Genomic DNA, 15,319 nt, shown 5'->3' with positions numbered 1-15,319 from the left:
TGAGCCCGGCCCCTTAGGGTTAGTGGGTTACTGGGCCATGAGGGTGTAGGTGATGACCACTTGGTAAGCGCCGGCGATGATGGGGGTGTCGGGGATGCTGACGCGGACCTTGAAGGAGGCTTCCTTAGCGGAGACGTTCTTGATGCCGGTGATGAGGTCGGCGGGGGAGGTGCTGAGGGGCACGTCCTGGGTGGGGCCGGTGCCCGCCTGGGTGGAGAAGCCGGTGGCGAGGATGCTGGCCTGGAGGGTGGCGCCCTGAGGTGCGGAGAAGCTGGCGGCGGCGACAACTTTGCGGAGGGCGTTGGCGTTGGTGGTGAAGCGGAGGGTGGTATCAAAGTCCTTTTGGTAGTTGCCGGCCTTGATGACCTCGGGGTCGGTGATGGAGTCGGACTGGGTTTTTCCGGCGACGACCACGAGTTCTTCCAGGGTGTCCACTTTGATGGAGAGGGTCTGGGTGTCGCTTGCCTGGGCGAGGGCCAAGGTGCCGAGGGCCATGGTGCCGATGAGGGCCAGCTTCTTGATCATGTTCTTCATCTTCGTCACCTCCTGTGGGTTCGGGGTATCTCAACCCCTACGCTTTAGAGGGTAGGGGGAGGTTGTGTCAAAGTTGTGGCGGCATGGGATACCTTAAGGGTATACTCCGACTGAAGCATGTTGCCGCACTATCCGACACACCTCCTTCGGGCTTTAGAGCAAATCCACCAGGCTCTTTTGGAGGAGCCCAGGGTGGCTTCAGCCACCCGTCGGCTCTTGGAGGTTTTGGTGAATTCGCTCGGAATAGAACGGGCGGCCCTCTTTCTCTACAACGAAGAGGAAAGGGAACTTCAGGGGGAGGTGGCTTATGGCCGGGGGGAGCGCTACACAGTAAGCGCCCTTGGCTTTCCCATAGAAGGCCAAGGGGATGTTCAGCGGGCCTTTTTTGCTCCCCCTGACGGCTTGAAGAGCAAGGACGCTTGGTTGCTCCCTGTCTTGGCTTCAGGAGAGAAGCCTTGTTGGGCGGATCCAGAGGTTCATTGCCGGGTGTTTCCCCGGGCCAACAAGGACTCCCGGCACCGCCTTTGCCCTCCTTGCGCCCACTTTAGGGCTTTAGGGGTGCTCCTCCTCGAGGGGGTCCCTAGGGAGGCGGAACCCCTGGTACCCCTTTTGGGAAGGCTCACTGCCCTAGCGGTGCGCAACGCCGCCCTTTACGAGGAAACCCTGGCCTCTAAAGAACGCCTAGATTGGGAGGTGCGGTTTTTAGATCAGGCCGCAGCCTTCAGCCGGGAAATAATCCACCAAACCACGGTCCGGGGGGTGGCTCGGACCCTGGCCGGAACGTTGGCGCAGGTCTTCGCCTTCTACCGGATCACCGTGGCCCTGGTTCAGGGGAAAGAGCTGCGAGGGATCCTCACCCTAAAAGGAGGCCAGCTTTACTGGACGGAACACCGTACCCGCATCCGTTTTCCCATTGACGCCAATGACCCTATGGCTGAGGCGGCCCGCACGGGGAGGCCCTTACTGGTACCCTTGGAAAAACTCCCGGACTTCCTGCGATCGGACCACTCGGATATGGGGTTGGCACCCTTAGTGGGCTACGTTCCCCTTGTGGATCGGGAAGAGGTCCTGGGAGTGGTGGCGGTGGACCGGGGGCCGGGAGGACCTGGGGTGACGTGGGAAGAGCTGGTCCGCGTGGATTTCCTGGGCCGAGTAGCAGGCGTGGCCTTGCGTAACGCTCAAACCCACGAGGCTCTAAGCCACGTGTCTAAAGAGCTCGCCCGGGAGAGGGAACGCCTTAGCCAAGTCTTGGAGGATCTTCCTGTGGGGGTGGTGGTACTGGACACCGGGACCTTTTCGGGCATCGCCAACCGCATGGCGCGCGAGGCCCTGGGGGTGGGTCGGGAAGTGGTCCTAGACCACCTGCCCAGGGAGGTGTACCCCGCTCTGGAGGGCGAGAAGCTTACCCTGGAACTGGGGGGTCGGACCTTTCAGACGGCGGTTCGGAGGCAAGAAGGCGTTTGGATCCTCTCCCTGACCGATATCAGCGAAATCCAACACCTTCTTGGCGAGTTGGAAAGCAGGGAGACCTTCTATCGCATGCTTTTGGAGAATAACCAGGATGTGGTTTATCTTCTTGACGCTTCTGGCATTATTCGCTACGTGACGCCTAACGTTCAGGCTGTTCTGGGCTACGATCCATCGGGCTACTTTAAGGAAGAAGTAGGCGCTCTCCAGTATGTGTTTGCCGAAGATCGTGCCAAGGCCGAAGCCCTCTTTCGGGAGGCCCTAGGGGAGCCTGGAAAAACGGTCACAGCGGAACTCAGGGTAGTGAACAGCGAAGGGGAACCACGCTGGTTTGAGGCGTGGGCGCGGAATCTTCTCCATGAGCCTGCGGTGGGTGGGGTGGTGGTTACCCTTCACGATCTCTCTGCTAGGAAAGAGGTGGAGCGGGCCAAGGATGAGTTCATAGCCGCCGTGAGTCACGAGCTGCGCACTCCCCTCGGGGTCATCATTGGTTTGGCGGAAGCACTCCAGCTCTCTCAGATTCCCGAAACGGAAAAAGGGCACGTGAACCTGATCTTGGACAGCGCCCTGAGGCTTAAAAACATGGTAGACAATCTATTGGACGCCAGCCGCCTCGAGGCTGGCCGATTTGAGGTTTTCCGGTGCCCCACAGATTTAGCTCCCGTTCTGGAGGAGGTGGCCCAAAGCTTCCACGCCTTAGCCCAGCTGACCCGTATAGACTTCCATGTAGAAATCCCTCCAGCCGTGCCCGCTGTGGCTGACCATGAGCGTATAGGCCAGGTGGTGGCCAACCTCCTTTCCAATGCCTTCAAGTTCACCCCAAAGGGAGGTAGGGTTTCCCTCAGGGTAGTCCAGGACCAGGGATGGATACATATAGAGGTGACCGACACTGGGCCTGGGATTCCCGAGGAAGAGATTCCCCGCCTTTTCCAACGCTACTATCGGGCCCGCTCTCAGGCATCCCGTGGCGCGCCGGGAACGGGCCTGGGCCTGTACATCTCTCGGGCCATTGTGGAAGCCCACGGCGGGGAAATCCTGGTAACTTCCCAGCCAGGCAAGGGAGCTACGTTCTTGGTGCGCCTGCCCCGGGCGGCAGGCCAGGGGGAAGCCGGTCATGCGGGTGCTAGTGGTGGATGATGAGCCCTTCATGGGGTATCTGGTGGGTACCCTTCTCCTTCCCCTAGGTCATCAGGTAGATGTGGCCTCCAGCGGCGAGGAAGCTTTGGAATGTCTGGAACGAGAGGTCTACGACCTGGTCCTCTGCGATCTGGTGATGCCGGGGATAGGTGGAGTGGAGACCATCCGGCGCATACGTGTCCGGGGAGGTCCCCCCGTGATCGCCCTTTCTGCCAGCATTTCTCCGCACCACCAAGAGCTGGCCTTTAGAGCGGGAGCAGTGGCGTTTTTGGGAAAGCCCTTTAGCCGGGGCGATCTTCTGAAGATCGTTGCCCAAATAGGGGAGGGAGGGGATGCCCGCAATACTGGTGGTGGATGATGAGCCGGTCTTCCGGGAGATGGTGACCCGCCTTTTGCAACAGGAGGGATACCAGGTCTTCCAGGCTGAGAACGGGGAGGAGGCCATGGCTTATCTTGGGCGGGCTGACCTAGTGGTTTTGGACATCAACATGCCCCGGTTAGGGGGCCTTGAGCTTTTGGAGATCATCCGGGAGTACGACCGAGACCTCCCGGTCCTCATGTTGACCGCCTATGACCGGGAGGAGGATCGGGTGAAGGGACTTTCCTTGGGGGCAGATGATTACATGGGCAAGCCCCTTCGGGCCCGAGAGTTCCTGGCCCGGGTTAGGGCCTTGCTCCGACGCTCCAAGCGTTTGGAGAGCATCAAGGTGGGCCCTCTGGAGATAGATCCTCTTTCTGAGGAAGTCCGGCTCAATGGACAACTCCTGGACCTCACTCCCACGGAATTCCGCCTTCTTCTGGCCTTGGCCAGGCATCCTGGAGAAGCGGTCTCCCGGCAAGCTCTCTTCGCCCAGGTTTGGGGCTTAGAGGAGGGGGTGGACGAGCGGGTGGTGGACACTACTGTGGCGCGATTGCGCAAGAAGCTGGGCGATGATGCACGTTCTCCGCGGTTTATCGCCACAGTCTTCGGCCGGGGCTACCGCCTCGCTGTGGAGGATAAAGCTTCTTCTTGAGACTTCCCTTCCCTATCATGGAGGGCGTGGTGCGCTTCCGCAAGGAGGGCCTGCGCCTGGACCAGGCGGTGGCCGAGGCCTTAGGGGTGAGCCGGGCCCGGGCCCAGGCCTGGATTCTGGAGGGCCGGGTGCGGGTGGGGGAGAAGGTGGTGGATAAGCCCGCCTACCGCCTCAAGGGGGAGGAGGTGGTGGTGGAGCCCAAGGAGGAGCGCCCCCTGGTGGTGCCCGAGGACCTGCCCCTTCCCATCCTTTACGAGGACGAGGACCTCCTGGTCCTCAACAAGCCCCCGGGCCTCCTCACCCACCCCGCCCCCGGGGTCTACACCGGCACCGTGGTCAACGCCCTTCTGGGCCGCTACTACGAGCCCCAGGCGGTGGAGCGCCCGGAGATGATCCGCCCCGGCATCGTCCACCGCCTGGACAGGGACACCAGCGGGGTCTTGGTGGTGGCCAAGCACGGGGGGGCCCTCGAGGCCCTCTCCCGGGCCTTCCGCGACCGCCTGGTCATGAAGCGCTACCTGGCCCTCACCGAGGGCCACCCCAAGGAGGGGACCCTCATCGCCCCCATCGGCCGCCACCCGGTGGAGCGGCACAAGATGCACGTGGGGGGCGTGGCCCCCCGCTACGCCGAGACCCACTTCCGGGTCCTGGCCACCGCCGGCCCCCACGCCCTGGTGGAGGCCAGGCCCCACACCGGCCGCACCCACCAGATCCGGGTCCACCTCAAGCACCTAAGGGCCCCCATCTTAGGGGACGAGGTCTACGGCAAGAAGAGCCCCGTCATCCCCCGCCAGGCCCTCCACGCCTACGAGCTCCGCCTGCCCCACCCCCGCACGGGGCGGATCCTGGAGTTTCTGGCCCCCGTCCCCGCCGACATGGCCCGGGCCTGGGAGGCCCTGGGGGGCGCGTGGCCGGAGGGGATCGCCCTGGAAGGGGTATAATCCCCAGGATGGAAGCCGCCGCGGACCTCTTCGCCCAGGAAGCGGCCCCCTCCTACCCCAGGGCCCGCCTGTACGTGGGGGATGCCCGGGAGGTTCTGGCCCGCCTTCCCGAGGCCTCCGTCCACCTGGCCATCACCTCGCCCCCCTACTGGACGCTAAAGCGCTACGAGGACGTGCCCGGCCAGATGGGCCATATTGAGGACTACGAGGCCTTTCTGGACGAGTTGGACCGGGTCTGGCGGGAGGTCTTTCGGCTTCTGGTGCCCGGGGGGCGGCTCATCATCGTGGTGGGGGACGTGGCGGTGGCCAGGAAGCGCTTCGGGCGGCACCTGGTCTTCCCCCTTCACGCCGACATCCAGGTGCGGTGCCGGAAGCTGGGCTTTGACAACCTGAACCCCATCATCTGGCACAAAAAGACCAACGCCACCCTCGAGGCGGACCGCCCCGGCTTCTTCCTGGGCAAGCCCTACGAGCCCGGGGCCATCATCAAGACCGAGATTGAGTACATCCTCATGCAAAGGAAGCCCGGGGGCTACCGCAAACCCACCCCCGAGCAGAGGGAGAAAAGCCGCATCCCCAAAGAGGACTTCGCCCGCTTCTTCCGCCAGATCTGGGACGACATCCCCGGGGAGAGTACCAGGGCCCACCCGGCCCCCTTCCCCCTGGAGCTCGCCGAAAGGCTGGTGCGCATGTTCAGTTTCGTGAGGGACGTGGTCCTAGACCCCTTCGCAGGCACCGGCACCACCCTGCTGGCGGCCCTCAAGTGGGGGAGGGAGGCCATAGGGGTGGAGCTCGTCCCCCGGTACGCGAAGCTGGCCGAGGAGCGCTTGGCCCGGGAGCTTCCCGGGGCGGAGCTCAAGGTAGCCCCTACGGGGCGGACCCAGGTGGTGGAGGGTTAGCCGTGGGCACCGGGGCCCTAGTCCTTGAGCTTCAGGAGGCCCTGGGGAGGGTTCTCCACGCCGCCAAGCAGAGTAGCGGCCGCCAGGATCCCGTGGCGGACTACCTGCTAAACCGCCTCCGCCATCGGCTTCCCGCCCACCTCCACGCCCATCTGGGGCGGGAGGTTCAGGTGCCCGGCCTGGCCCGGTCCAAGTCCTGGGACCTGGGCCTGGTCTACCCCGAGGGGCCGGTGCGCAAGCCCAGGCTTCTCCTTTCCCTGAAGTCCATCCTGAAAAACCCCTCGGGGTCCTGGCCCAACCGCTTGGACGACCTGGTGGGGGAGGTTTCCTCGGTCCAGATGCTTTTCCCGGAGGTGGTGGTGGGCTACGTGGCGGTGCTGGACTACGGGGCCCCCACCAAGCGGAAAGAGGGGTACAAGTACCCGGTGGGGGACGAGCTCAAGCCCCTATACGAGCGCTTTGTGGAGGGCCTGCGCGCCCTCTCCCAAAGAAGGCCTCCCCTCTGGGCCCAGGGCCTGGTGGAGGGGCACTGGGTGGTCTTCGTGGACAGCCGGAAGGAGGCTTTCCTGCTGGACCCCGAGGCCACCGTGGAGCGGGGGGAGGCCTTCCTGGACGCTCTGGTAAGCGCCTTGCGGGAGCGGGAACCCCTTCTCTTCGCCAGCTAAGCGCCCTGGGCCAGCTGGAGGAGAAGGGGCAGGGCCTCCTCCGGGGCCTCCCGGCTATCCCGCCTCAGGGTGATGTGCCCCACCTTCCGCCCCGGGCGCACCGCCTTGCCGTACCAGTGGAGGTGGGCCCCGGGCACCTTCAGGACCTCCTGGAAGTCGGGCCTGAGGCCGATCAGGTTCACCATGGCGCTGTGACCCCTGGGGGCGGTGCTCCCCAGGGGGAGGCCCAGGAGGGCCCGCAGGTGGTTCTGGAACTGGCTGGTCTCCGCCCCCTCAATGGTCCAGTGGCCGGAGTTGTGGACCCGGGGGGCCATCTCGTTGAAAAGAAGTTCCTCACCCACCTGGAAGAACTCCAGGGCCAGGACCCCCACGTAGCCCAGGGCCTCGAGGGCCTTCCTCGCATACCCCTCCGCCTTCTTCCGCAGGGCCTCGGAAGCCCCCGGGGCGGGGGCCAGGGAGAGGCGGAGGATGCCCCCTTGGTGGCGGTTTTCCACCAGGGGGTAAAAGGCCACTTCCCCGGTGGTTCCCCGCGCCGCCAGGATGGAAAGTTCCCGGTCAAAGGGCACGAAGCCCTCCAGGATGAGCCCCTTCCCTCCCAGGGCATGGAAGGCGGCCTCCGCCTCCCCCCACGACCGCACCAGGGCCTGCCCCTTGCCGTCGTAGCCGCCCCTTCGGGTCTTGAGGAGGGCGGGAAGCCCTACGTGCCTCAGGCCCTCCTCCAGGTCAGGGAGGCGGTCCACCGGGTGAAAGGGGGGCGTGGGCACCCCTAGACCCCGGAAAAAGGTCTTCTCCAAAAGGCGGTCCTGGGCCACCTCGAGGGCCTTGGGCGGCGGGTAAACGGGAAGGAGGCCTTCCAGAAACCGCGCCGCCGCCACGGGCACGTTCTCAAACTCGTAGGTGACGAGGTCCAGCCCCTGGGCGAAGCGCTCAAGAAGGCCCTTGTCCTCAAAAGGCCCCACCAAAAGCTCCCCCACCTGGCCCGCGCAGGCCTCGGGCGAGGGGTCCAGGAAGCGGAAGGTAAGCCCCAAGGGGTAGCCCGCAAGGGCCAGCATCCGCCCCAGCTGGCCCCCTCCCAGAACACCGATCCTCACGCCTCCTCCCTGGGGTCGGGGTGGGCCAGGACGGCCTCGGTCTGGGCCTGGCGGTAGGCCTTGCCCCTTTCCAGCCCCCCCGGGTGCCTGAGGCCCACGATGCTGGCGGCAAGCAGGGCGGCGTTCACCGCCCCCGCCTTGCCGATGGCCAAGGTGCCCACCGGTACGCCTGCGGGCATCTGCACGATGGAAAGGAGGGAGTCTAGGCCCTTCAGGGCTTGGCTTTCCACGGGCACCCCTAGGACCGGCAAGGGGGTGTGGGCTGCGGTCATTCCCGGGAGGTGGGCGGCCCCCCCGGCCCCGGCGATGATGACCATAAGGCCCCGGGCCTCCGCGGTTTTGGCGTACTCCGCCATGAGGTCCGGGGTGCGGTGGGCGGAGACCACCCGCACCTCGTAGGGGACCCCCAGGGCCTCGAGGGTCTCCGCCGCGTGGCGCATGGTGGCCCAGTCGGAGCGGGAGCCCATGATGACGCCTACCAAAGGCCGCATCGTACCGGATTGTACAAGGGCGGGCCCTCTGGTAGAAGGGGAAGGCTATGGACGCCCTGGAACTCCTCCGGCAGAACCTCCTTTCCCCCATGGTCCTGGCCTTCTTCCTGGGGGTGGCGGCGAGGCTCTTAAGGAGCGACCTGGCCTTCCCGGAGGCCATGTACACCGCCCTTTCCATCTACCTCCTCTTCGCCATCGGCCTGAAGGGCGGGGTGGAGCTCGCCAAGACCCCTCTCGCCCTTCTCCTTCTGCCCCTCCTGGCTACCCTTTTCTTGAGCCTGGTGAGGCCCCTTGTGGGCTACCTGGCCGCCAGGAGGCTTCTTGGCGTGGGCCGGGCGGACGCCGGGGCTCTCGCCGCCCACTACGGCTCGGTCTCCGCCGTCACCTTCCTGGCCGCCCTCACCTTTGCCCAGGGGGCGGGCCACCGGCCCGAGGGGTTTTTGCCCACCCTGGTGGCCTTTTTAGAGGTGCCGGGCATCGTCTTGGCCCTTCTCCTCGCCAACCGGGGTAGGGGTAACCTGAAGGAGGCGGCCCGGGAGGTCCTGACGGGCAAGAGCGTGGTCCTCCTCCTGGGGGGCCTTGCGGTGGGGGCCCTTTCGGGGGAGGCGGGGATGGAGCGGGTAAAGCCCTTCTTCGTGGAGCCCTTCTACGGGGTCCTCACCCTCTTCCTCATGGACCTGGGCATGGTGGCGGCCTCGAGGCTCACCGCCTTGCGCCAGGTGGGCTTCCGCCTGGTCCTCTACGGGGTAGGCCTGGCCCTCCTCCACGGGGCCCTCGGGGTCTACCTGGGCCACCTGGTGGGGCTTTCCGTGGGGGGGGCCACGGTTCTTGGGGCTATGGCGGCCAGCGCCAGCTACATCGCCGCCCCGGCGGCGGTGCGCATCGCCCTGCCCGAGGCCAACCCCAGCCTGTACCTAGCGGCGAGCCTGGTGGTGACCTTCCCCTTTAACCTGATTGTGGGCATTCCCCTCTACCACGTCCTGGCCCGGACCATCGGGGGGTGAAGCATGGACCTGGTGCCCTTGAAGCTGGTGACCATCGTGGCGGAAAGCCTTTTGGAGAAGAAGCTGGTGGAGGAGATCAAGCGCCTAGGGGCCAAGGGGTACACCATCACCCCGGCCCGGGGGGAGGGCTCCAGGGGCCTGAGGAGCGTAGACTGGGAAGGGCAAAATATCCGCCTGGAGACCATCGTCCCCGAGGAGGTGGCCCTGAAGATCCTCCAAAGGTTGCAGGAGGCCTACTTCCCCCACTACGCGGTCATCGCCTACGTGGAAAACGTCTGGGTGGTGCGGGGGGAAAAGTACATCTAAGTACCCCACCGCGGCTTTTGCCGCGGTGGGGGCCCCAGGAAAGCCCTTCCACAGCCCCGGCTTGGGCACCCCATGTTGCGAAACCAAAGTGCGGGCACTTAGGGGGTCTGGGGTACGGGCTTCCTCAGGGCCCAGAGGCTACCCAGGAGGAGGACCGCCAGGATGAGGAGGCTGAAGGCCTCCTTGTCCAGCCCCAGGGCCAGCTCGGGACGGTGCAGGGCCTCCTTGGCCAGCTTGTCCCAGCCCCCAATGGCCAGCTTCACCCCCGCCAGGCCCACCACCACGTAGGCCAGGTGCTTGAACCGGGGGTAGCGGTCCAGGAGGGTCACCACCAGGCTGGCCAGCATCCTGAGGGCCAGGATGCCCAGGAAGACCCCGGTGTAGATGACCCAGAGCTTGTCGGAAAGGGCCACGGCCACCAGGACCGAGTCCACGGCGAAGGCCAGGTCCATGAGTTCCACCTGGGCCACCACCTTCCAGAACTGGGCGGCGGTGGCCTCCAAGGGTGGGGGGGCGTGGGCCTCCTCGGGCTTGAGGAAGTGCTTGAGGGCGATGTAAAGGAGGTAGGCGGCCCCCAAGGCCTGGACCCACCAGAGCTTGATGACCAAGGCGGCGAAGAGGAGGGCGAGGCCCCTGAGCACATAGGCCCCCAGAATCCCGTAGAAAAGGGCCTTGCGCCTCAGGTGCACGGGGAGCTTCTGCACCAAGACCCCCAGGATGAGGGCGTTGTCCGCGGAGAGGATCACCTCCAGGACGATCAGGATCAGGATCACGGAGATCACGCCGGCTTCCATGCTGGCCTCCAAAGAAAAGGACCACCGCTAAAGCGGTGGTCTTGCCCGGGCTTTAGGCCCCCGGCCCCCCGGGGCCAAGGCCCGTCTTGACGGGAGGCCGGCTTGGGGCTACTCCCCACCCACCGCCATTCTAGCACAAGGGGCGCGTATACTAGGGGCATGGACGAGGTGCGCCAGGAGGCTCCTCAGGCGGAGTTGCCCACCAAGGAGCAGGTCCTCGAGGCCCTCAAGGTGGTCTACGACCCGGAGATTCCCGTCAACATCGTGGACCTGGGCCTGGTCTACGACGTGGAGGTCCACGAGAACGGCGTGGTGGACATCACCATGACCCTCACGGCCATTGGGTGCCCGGCCCAGGACGTGGTGAAGGCCGACGCCGAGATGGCCGTCATGCGCCTTCCCGGCGTCCAGGGGGTCAACGTGGAGTTCGTCTGGACCCCGCCCTGGACCCCGGCCAAGATGACCGAGGAGGGGAAGCGCATGATGCGCATGTTTGGCTTCAACGTTTAGGCCCTGCCCGGGCTTGGGGGGGACGCCTGTCCCCCCTTTAAAGTAAAGGCATGCCGGTCAGCCGCTACTACGACGTCAAGCGGGACGAGAAGGGGGAGAGGTACCTGGAGCCCTACGTCTCGGGCTTCCTCCTCCTCAGGCTTCCCCTCCTCAACAAGGGCACGGCCTTCACCGAGGAGGAGCGAAGGGCCCTGGGCCTTCTTGGCCTTCTTCTTCCCCACGTCAACACCCTGGAGGAGCAGAAGGAGCGGGTCTACCGCCGCTACCGCCTGCAGGCCTCGCCTTTGGAGAAGCACATCTACCTGAGGAACCTCCAGGACCGGAACGAGGTCCTCTTCTACGCCCTCTTGGTGGACCACCTGGAGGAGATGCTCCCCATCCTCTACACGCCCACGGTGGGGGAGGCGGTGCGGGAGTTCTCCCACATCTACCGCTACCCCCGGGGCTTCACCGTCAGCACCAAGGACATTGACCGGGTGGAAGAAGCCCTGGGGAACGTGCCTTTGGAGGAGGTGCGCCTTATCGTGGCCACGGACTCCTCCGCCATTTTGGGCATCGGGGACCAGGGCTACGGGGGCATGGCCATCAGCATCGGCAAGCTCACCCTTTACACCGCCGTGGGGGGCGTGGGGCCCGACAAGACCCTGCCCGTGGAGCTGGACGTGGGGACGGACCGGGAGGACCTCCTCAAGGACCCCCTCTACCTGGGCGTGCGGCACAAGCGCCTCAAGGGCGAGGCCTACTACCGCTTCCTGGACCGCTTCGTGGAGGCGGTGAAGAAGCGCTACCCCAAGGCCCTCATCCAGTGGGAGGACTTCGGCAAGGAAGCGGCCTTCAACGTTCTGGAGCGCTACCGCAAGGTGGTGCCCTCCTTCAACGACGACATCCAGGGCACGGGGGCGGTGGCCCTGGCCGGGGTCCTCTCCGCCTGCCGCCTGAAGGGGGAGAGGCTTTCGGAGCAGGTGGCGGTGGTCTACGGGGCCGGGGCCGGGGGCATCGGGGTGGCCTGGGCCTTGGTGGAGGGGATGAAGCGGGAGGGCCTCTCTGCGGAGGAGGCCCGGGCCAGGGTTCTGGTCCTGGACTCCAAGGGGCTTTTGGTGGAGGGGCGGGCCATGGAGGACTACAAGAAGCCCTTCGCCCAGAGGGCGGAAAGGATCGCCGGTTGGCGCTTCTCTGGCGCCTACCCCAACCTTCTGGAGACCGTTGAGAACGCCCGGGCCACGGTCCTGCTGGGCCTTTCCGGCCAGGGGGGAAGCTTCACCGAGCCCGTGGTGCGGGCCATGCTGGAGAACACGCCCCGCCCCGTCATCTTCCCCCTCTCCAACCCCACCTCGGCCACCGAGGCCCTGCCCGACGACCTCATCTACTGGACCGAGGGGAAGGCCCTGGTGGCGGCGGGAAGCCCCTTCCCCCCGGTGGGCTTCAAGGGGCGGACCATCCCCGTGGGCCAGGGCAACAACGCCTTCATCTTCCCCGGGCTTGGCCTGGGGGCCATCCTCTCCCGGGCCCGGAAGGTGACGGACGGGATGGTCCTCGAGGCCGCCTACGCCCTCCACGACTTCACCCAGGCCCACTTCCCCGACCTCCTCTACCCCCCGGTGGCCAGGCTCCGGGAGGTCTCCCCCTACGTGGCCGCCCGGGTCATGGCCAAGGCCCTGGAAGAGGGGGTGGCCGAGGAGGAGCGGATCCGGGGGCTGGACCTGGAGGGGCTTTTGGCCTTCGTGCGGAGCCGTTTCTGGGAGCCCAGGTACCTGCCCTACCGACCGGCCCCGGTAATCTAAGAGCGTGTGGCGGCTCCTCGCCCTGAGGCCCGGGGCCCTGGCCCGGGAGGAGGCCTTTCAGGGGCTTGCGGCTCCCGAGGCCTTCCGACCCCTGGAGTCCCCCTGGGAGGCCAGGAGGGCCGATCCCAGGCCCTGGCCCGAGCCCCTTTACTTCGTAGACGGCAAGGAGCGGGAGGAGGCCCTTCTCGCCCAGGGAGAGCGGGTGGCCCTCCTGGGGAGCGTGGCCGCCGGGGCCCTGGTCCACCAGGGGGGGAGGATGACCCTCCTCTCCCCGGTGGTGCGCCGGGTGGGGGTGGGCCTCAGCGAGCCCTTGCAGGTGGGGGAGCTCCTTTACGAGCCCGTGGAGGCGGAGGGGACGGACTACCCCTCCTTGCGGGCCGGCCTGCAGAAGGTCCGGGAAGACCTGGAAAAGAGGGTGGCCCAGGGGCTTTCCGGGGGGCTTTTGGTGGTGGACGGACCCGTGCGCTTCCCTAGGCCAGGGGGGGCCCTTCTCGGCTACATCAAGACCCACTGGGTCCGCTACCTGCCCGAAGAGGAGGAGGCCCTCCTTCACGCCCTCAGGCCCGGGGAGCGGACCCCGGCCTTCCAGGTGTCCAGGGAGGAGCAGGCCCTGGCCAGCTGGTATGTGCGCCTGCCCCTGGCCCCTGAGGGCCTTCGCCCCCCCCAGGCGGGGCTTCTTCGGGTGGAAACCCCGCTAAAAGGGCCCTACCTGGAGCTTGCGGACCTCTCCTTGAGCCTTTTCCCTGCCCTGGCCTCCCACCCGGTCAAGGACCCCCGGGCCCCCCAGAACCTGACCCCCATCGGGGCCCTGGAGCGGGAGCTGGCCCGCAGGATGGGTAGCCAGGAGGTGGTAGACCGCCTTCTGAGGCGGCACCTGGGAGGTGGATAGTGGAGCGCATCGGCGTGGTGCTGGGCAGACGGGAGGCCACTCCCCTGGAGTTCTGGGTGGGGGTGGAGGGCGAAGGGCTTTTGAGGCTGGACGACCTGGTGGTGGTGAAGGGCTTCCACCCCCGGCTGGGGGAGGTGCTTTACTTCGGCATGGTGGACCACGTGGCCAAGCTCCACGAGGGGGAGGCCTACGACACCGACACCTTTTTGGCGGTGGAGGGGCAGATCCCGGTGAGCCTGGCCTACGTGGCCCACGTGAGCGTGACCCGGATCCTGCCGGAGGAGTTCTTTCCCCCAGACCCGGGCTCCCCGGTCTACCTGGCCCAGGGAGAGGACCTGGAACGGGCCCTCTACTACGACGCCATGAAGAACCAGAGGGGGAGTACCAAGCTCCCCGCCGGGTTCTTGAAGAACGGGGAGGTGGCCTACCTGAACCTGGAGTTCCTGAACGGGGTCAAGGGAGGGCACGTCAACATCTCCGGCATCAGCGGGGTGGCGGCCAAGACCAGCTACGCCACCTTTCTCCTGAAAAGCCTTCTGGAAAGCGGGGTTTTGGAGGACGCCCACCAGGCCAGGGTCCTCCTCTTCAACGTCAAGGGGGAGGACCTCTTCTTCCTGGACAAGCCCAACGCCCGCCTGCAGGAGAAGGACCGGGCGGAGTACGCCCGCCTAGGCCTTCCCGCCACCCCCTTCCAGAGCGTGGCCTTCATGGCCCCGCCCAAGAAGGAGGGGTACGTGCCCGACCTGGACACCCGCCTCGAGGGCGTGCGGGCCTACCACTGGGACCTGGTCCAGTTCTGCCAACGGGGGCTTCTCCCCTTCCTCTTCGCCGACCGCACGGCCATGACCAACCTGGGCTTCCTCCTGGCCCACGTGACGGAAAAGCTAAAGGAGCTGGCCCAGGGGCAGAAGGGGCCTAGCCTCCTGGTGGAGGACTGGCCGGAGGAGGACCTGCCCGAGGAGGTGCGCTTTGACCAGCTGGGCAAGGTGCGCCTCAAGACCTTCGCCCAGCTGGTGCGCTACGTGGAGTACAAGCTCCTGGGCCCGGAGACGGGGGAGGGCGAGGGGGATAGGAGGTGGACGGCCCGGCAGGCCCGGCCCACCCTCGAGGCCTTCGTCCGCCGCCTGCGCTCAAGCGTGGAGAACCTGAGCCACCTGGTCCGGGGAGACCGCCCCGGCAACCCCCCGGACCCCCTCAAGGGGGAGCAGGTCCACGTGGTGGACCTGGCTAAGCTCTCCCCCCAGGGCCAGATGTTCGTGGTGGGAAGCCTCCTCAAAGACCTCTTTGAGCGCAAGGAGCGGGGGCAGTACCGGGGCCGGGTCTTCATCGTCCTGGACGAGCTCAACAAGTACGCCCCCCGGGAGGAGGAAAGCCCCATCAAGGACATCCTCCTGGACATCGCCGAAAGGGGCCGCTCCTTGGGGGTCATCCTGATCGGGGCCCAGCAGACGGCGAGCGAGGTGGAACGAAGGGTGGTGGGGAACGCCGCCATCCGGGTGGTGGGCCGCCTGGACGCCGCCGAGGCGGAAAGGCCCGAGTACCGCTACCTGCCCACCTCCTTCCGCCAGCGGGCCCTCATCCTCCCCCAGGGGGCGGTGATCCTCCACCAGCCGGAGATCCCCGTGCCCCTCCTCCTCCGCTTTCCCTTCCCCGCCTGGGCCACCAAGCGGGAGGAGGTCCTGGAGGACAACTCCGCCGAGGCTTTGAGGCGGGAGTTTTTCTAGGGGAAAGCGGGCATCATACCACCCCCGGCAAAAGGTTCTTTGGGGAAGTTACCAGGCATGGTTGGCCGAAGGA

The 15,319-nt window shown here is 66.2% G+C and carries 16 protein-coding genes; 12 read left to right on the top strand and 4 right to left on the bottom strand.

The genetic code is table 11. From position 1 onward, the window contains the following. Positions 1-27: 27 nt before the first annotated feature. The gene (locus tag BVI061214_RS11905; RefSeq protein ID WP_053766932.1) at positions 28-534 is read right to left on the bottom strand and encodes a hypothetical protein; all 507 of its coding nucleotides are present in this window, start codon (positions 532-534) and stop codon (positions 28-30) included. Positions 535-1,092: 558 nt separating this feature from the next. On the opposite strand from BVI061214_RS11905, the gene BVI061214_RS11900 reads away from it, so the two are divergent. From BVI061214_RS11900 to BVI061214_RS11875, 6 genes are read left to right on the top strand one after another with little or no spacing between them, the layout of a single operon-like run. Further along, a complete protein-coding gene (locus BVI061214_RS11900; protein WP_053768540.1) occupies positions 1,093-3,138 on the top strand; it encodes an ATP-binding protein in 2,046 nt (681 codons plus the stop codon). After that, entirely contained in the window at positions 3,116-3,496 is a 381-nt protein-coding gene (locus BVI061214_RS12680; RefSeq protein WP_082333154.1) for a response regulator, read from the top strand. Before BVI061214_RS11900 ends, BVI061214_RS12680 begins: the two co-directional genes overlap by 23 nt. Continuing rightward, the gene (locus tag BVI061214_RS11890) at positions 3,471-4,151 is read left to right on the top strand and encodes a response regulator transcription factor (RefSeq protein ID WP_053768538.1); all 681 of its coding nucleotides are present in this window, start codon (positions 3,471-3,473) and stop codon (positions 4,149-4,151) included. The genes BVI061214_RS12680 and BVI061214_RS11890 overlap by 26 nt, the downstream gene beginning before the upstream one ends. Positions 4,152-4,177: 26 nt before the next feature. Further along, on the top strand, positions 4,178-5,092 hold the full coding sequence (locus BVI061214_RS11885) for an RluA family pseudouridine synthase (RefSeq protein ID WP_156303321.1): 915 nt from the start codon (positions 4,178-4,180) through the stop codon (positions 5,090-5,092). An 8-nt stretch (positions 5,093-5,100) separates the two neighbouring features. Continuing rightward, the gene (locus tag BVI061214_RS11880; protein ID WP_053768536.1) at positions 5,101-5,991 is read left to right on the top strand and encodes a DNA-methyltransferase; all 891 of its coding nucleotides are present in this window, start codon (positions 5,101-5,103) and stop codon (positions 5,989-5,991) included. 2 nt (positions 5,992-5,993) lie between these two features. Further along, positions 5,994-6,656, top strand: a complete 663-nt coding sequence (locus BVI061214_RS11875) for a hypothetical protein (protein ID WP_248841770.1) — start codon at positions 5,994-5,996, stop codon at positions 6,654-6,656. On the opposite strand, the gene BVI061214_RS11870 is transcribed toward BVI061214_RS11875, so the two are convergent. Together BVI061214_RS11870 and purE are read right to left on the bottom strand one after the other, a co-directional pair. Next, entirely contained in the window at positions 6,653-7,747 is a 1,095-nt protein-coding gene (locus BVI061214_RS11870) for a 5-(carboxyamino)imidazole ribonucleotide synthase (protein WP_053768535.1), read from the bottom strand. The genes BVI061214_RS11875 and BVI061214_RS11870 overlap by 4 nt on opposite strands. Then, entirely contained in the window at positions 7,744-8,238 is a 495-nt protein-coding gene (gene purE, locus BVI061214_RS11865; RefSeq protein ID WP_053768534.1) for a 5-(carboxyamino)imidazole ribonucleotide mutase, read from the bottom strand. Before purE ends, BVI061214_RS11870 begins: the two co-directional genes overlap by 4 nt. Positions 8,239-8,285: 47 nt before the next feature. Between purE and BVI061214_RS11860 the strand changes: the two genes are divergently transcribed. Together BVI061214_RS11860 and BVI061214_RS11855 are read left to right on the top strand one after the other, a co-directional pair. Beyond that, positions 8,286-9,242 (top strand): sodium-dependent bicarbonate transport family permease, encoded by a 957-nt coding sequence (locus tag BVI061214_RS11860; RefSeq protein ID WP_003045054.1) that lies wholly within the window; start codon positions 8,286-8,288, stop codon positions 9,240-9,242. A 3-nt stretch (positions 9,243-9,245) separates the two neighbouring features. After that, entirely contained in the window at positions 9,246-9,548 is a 303-nt protein-coding gene (locus tag BVI061214_RS11855; protein WP_003045051.1) for a P-II family nitrogen regulator, read from the top strand. Positions 9,549-9,646: 98 nt separating this feature from the next. Here the strand turns inward: BVI061214_RS11855 and BVI061214_RS11850 are convergent, their stop codons facing one another. After that, a complete protein-coding gene (locus BVI061214_RS11850) occupies positions 9,647-10,342 on the bottom strand; it encodes a TerC family protein (RefSeq protein ID WP_053768533.1) in 696 nt (231 codons plus the stop codon). 159 nt (positions 10,343-10,501) lie between these two features. Here BVI061214_RS11850 and BVI061214_RS11845 point away from each other — a divergent pair, with 159 nt between their 5' ends. The 4 genes from BVI061214_RS11845 to BVI061214_RS11830 are packed head-to-tail and all read left to right on the top strand — an operon-like array spanning position 10,502 to position 15,246. Continuing rightward, positions 10,502-10,852, top strand: coding sequence for a metal-sulfur cluster assembly factor (locus BVI061214_RS11845; protein ID WP_003045045.1), 351 nt, complete (start codon positions 10,502-10,504; stop codon positions 10,850-10,852). A 50-nt stretch (positions 10,853-10,902) separates the two neighbouring features. After that, positions 10,903-12,633, top strand: coding sequence for an NAD-dependent malic enzyme (locus BVI061214_RS11840; protein WP_053768532.1), 1,731 nt, complete (start codon positions 10,903-10,905; stop codon positions 12,631-12,633). A 4-nt stretch (positions 12,634-12,637) separates the two neighbouring features. After that, on the top strand, positions 12,638-13,522 hold the full coding sequence (locus BVI061214_RS11835) for a DNA double-strand break repair nuclease NurA (protein WP_053768531.1): 885 nt from the start codon (positions 12,638-12,640) through the stop codon (positions 13,520-13,522). After that, positions 13,522-15,246: an ATP-binding protein gene (locus tag BVI061214_RS11830; protein WP_053768530.1), complete on the top strand. Its 1,725-nt coding sequence runs from the start codon at positions 13,522-13,524 to the stop codon at positions 15,244-15,246. The genes BVI061214_RS11835 and BVI061214_RS11830 overlap by 1 nt, the downstream gene beginning before the upstream one ends. Positions 15,247-15,319 lie beyond the last annotated feature (73 nt).

It is taken from the genome of Thermus aquaticus (genome assembly GCF_001280255.1).
Taxonomy (GTDB): Bacteria; Deinococcota; Deinococci; order Deinococcales; family Thermaceae; genus Thermus; species Thermus aquaticus.
This window is presented reverse-complemented; position numbering and strand designations above follow the sequence as displayed.

Excerpts from the sequence above, each read along its gene's own strand:
- BVI061214_RS11905 (WP_053766932.1), bottom strand. The coding sequence starts at position 534 with ATGAAGAACATGATCAAGAAGCTGGCCCTCATCGGCACCATGGCCCTC.
- BVI061214_RS12680 (WP_082333154.1), top strand. The coding sequence starts at position 3,116 with ATGCGGGTGCTAGTGGTGGATGATGAGCCCTTCATGGGGTATCTGGTG.
- BVI061214_RS11890 (WP_053768538.1), top strand. The coding sequence starts at position 3,471 with ATGCCCGCAATACTGGTGGTGGATGATGAGCCGGTCTTCCGGGAGATG.
- BVI061214_RS11880 (WP_053768536.1), top strand. The coding sequence starts at position 5,101 with ATGGAAGCCGCCGCGGACCTCTTCGCCCAGGAAGCGGCCCCCTCCTAC.
- purE (WP_053768534.1), bottom strand. The coding sequence starts at position 8,238 with ATGCGGCCTTTGGTAGGCGTCATCATGGGCTCCCGCTCCGACTGGGCC.
- BVI061214_RS11860 (WP_003045054.1), top strand. The coding sequence starts at position 8,286 with ATGGACGCCCTGGAACTCCTCCGGCAGAACCTCCTTTCCCCCATGGTC.
- BVI061214_RS11855 (WP_003045051.1), top strand. The coding sequence starts at position 9,246 with ATGGACCTGGTGCCCTTGAAGCTGGTGACCATCGTGGCGGAAAGCCTT.
- BVI061214_RS11850 (WP_053768533.1), bottom strand. The coding sequence starts at position 10,342 with ATGGAAGCCGGCGTGATCTCCGTGATCCTGATCCTGATCGTCCTGGAG.
- BVI061214_RS11845 (WP_003045045.1), top strand. The coding sequence starts at position 10,502 with ATGGACGAGGTGCGCCAGGAGGCTCCTCAGGCGGAGTTGCCCACCAAG.
- BVI061214_RS11840 (WP_053768532.1), top strand. The coding sequence starts at position 10,903 with ATGCCGGTCAGCCGCTACTACGACGTCAAGCGGGACGAGAAGGGGGAG.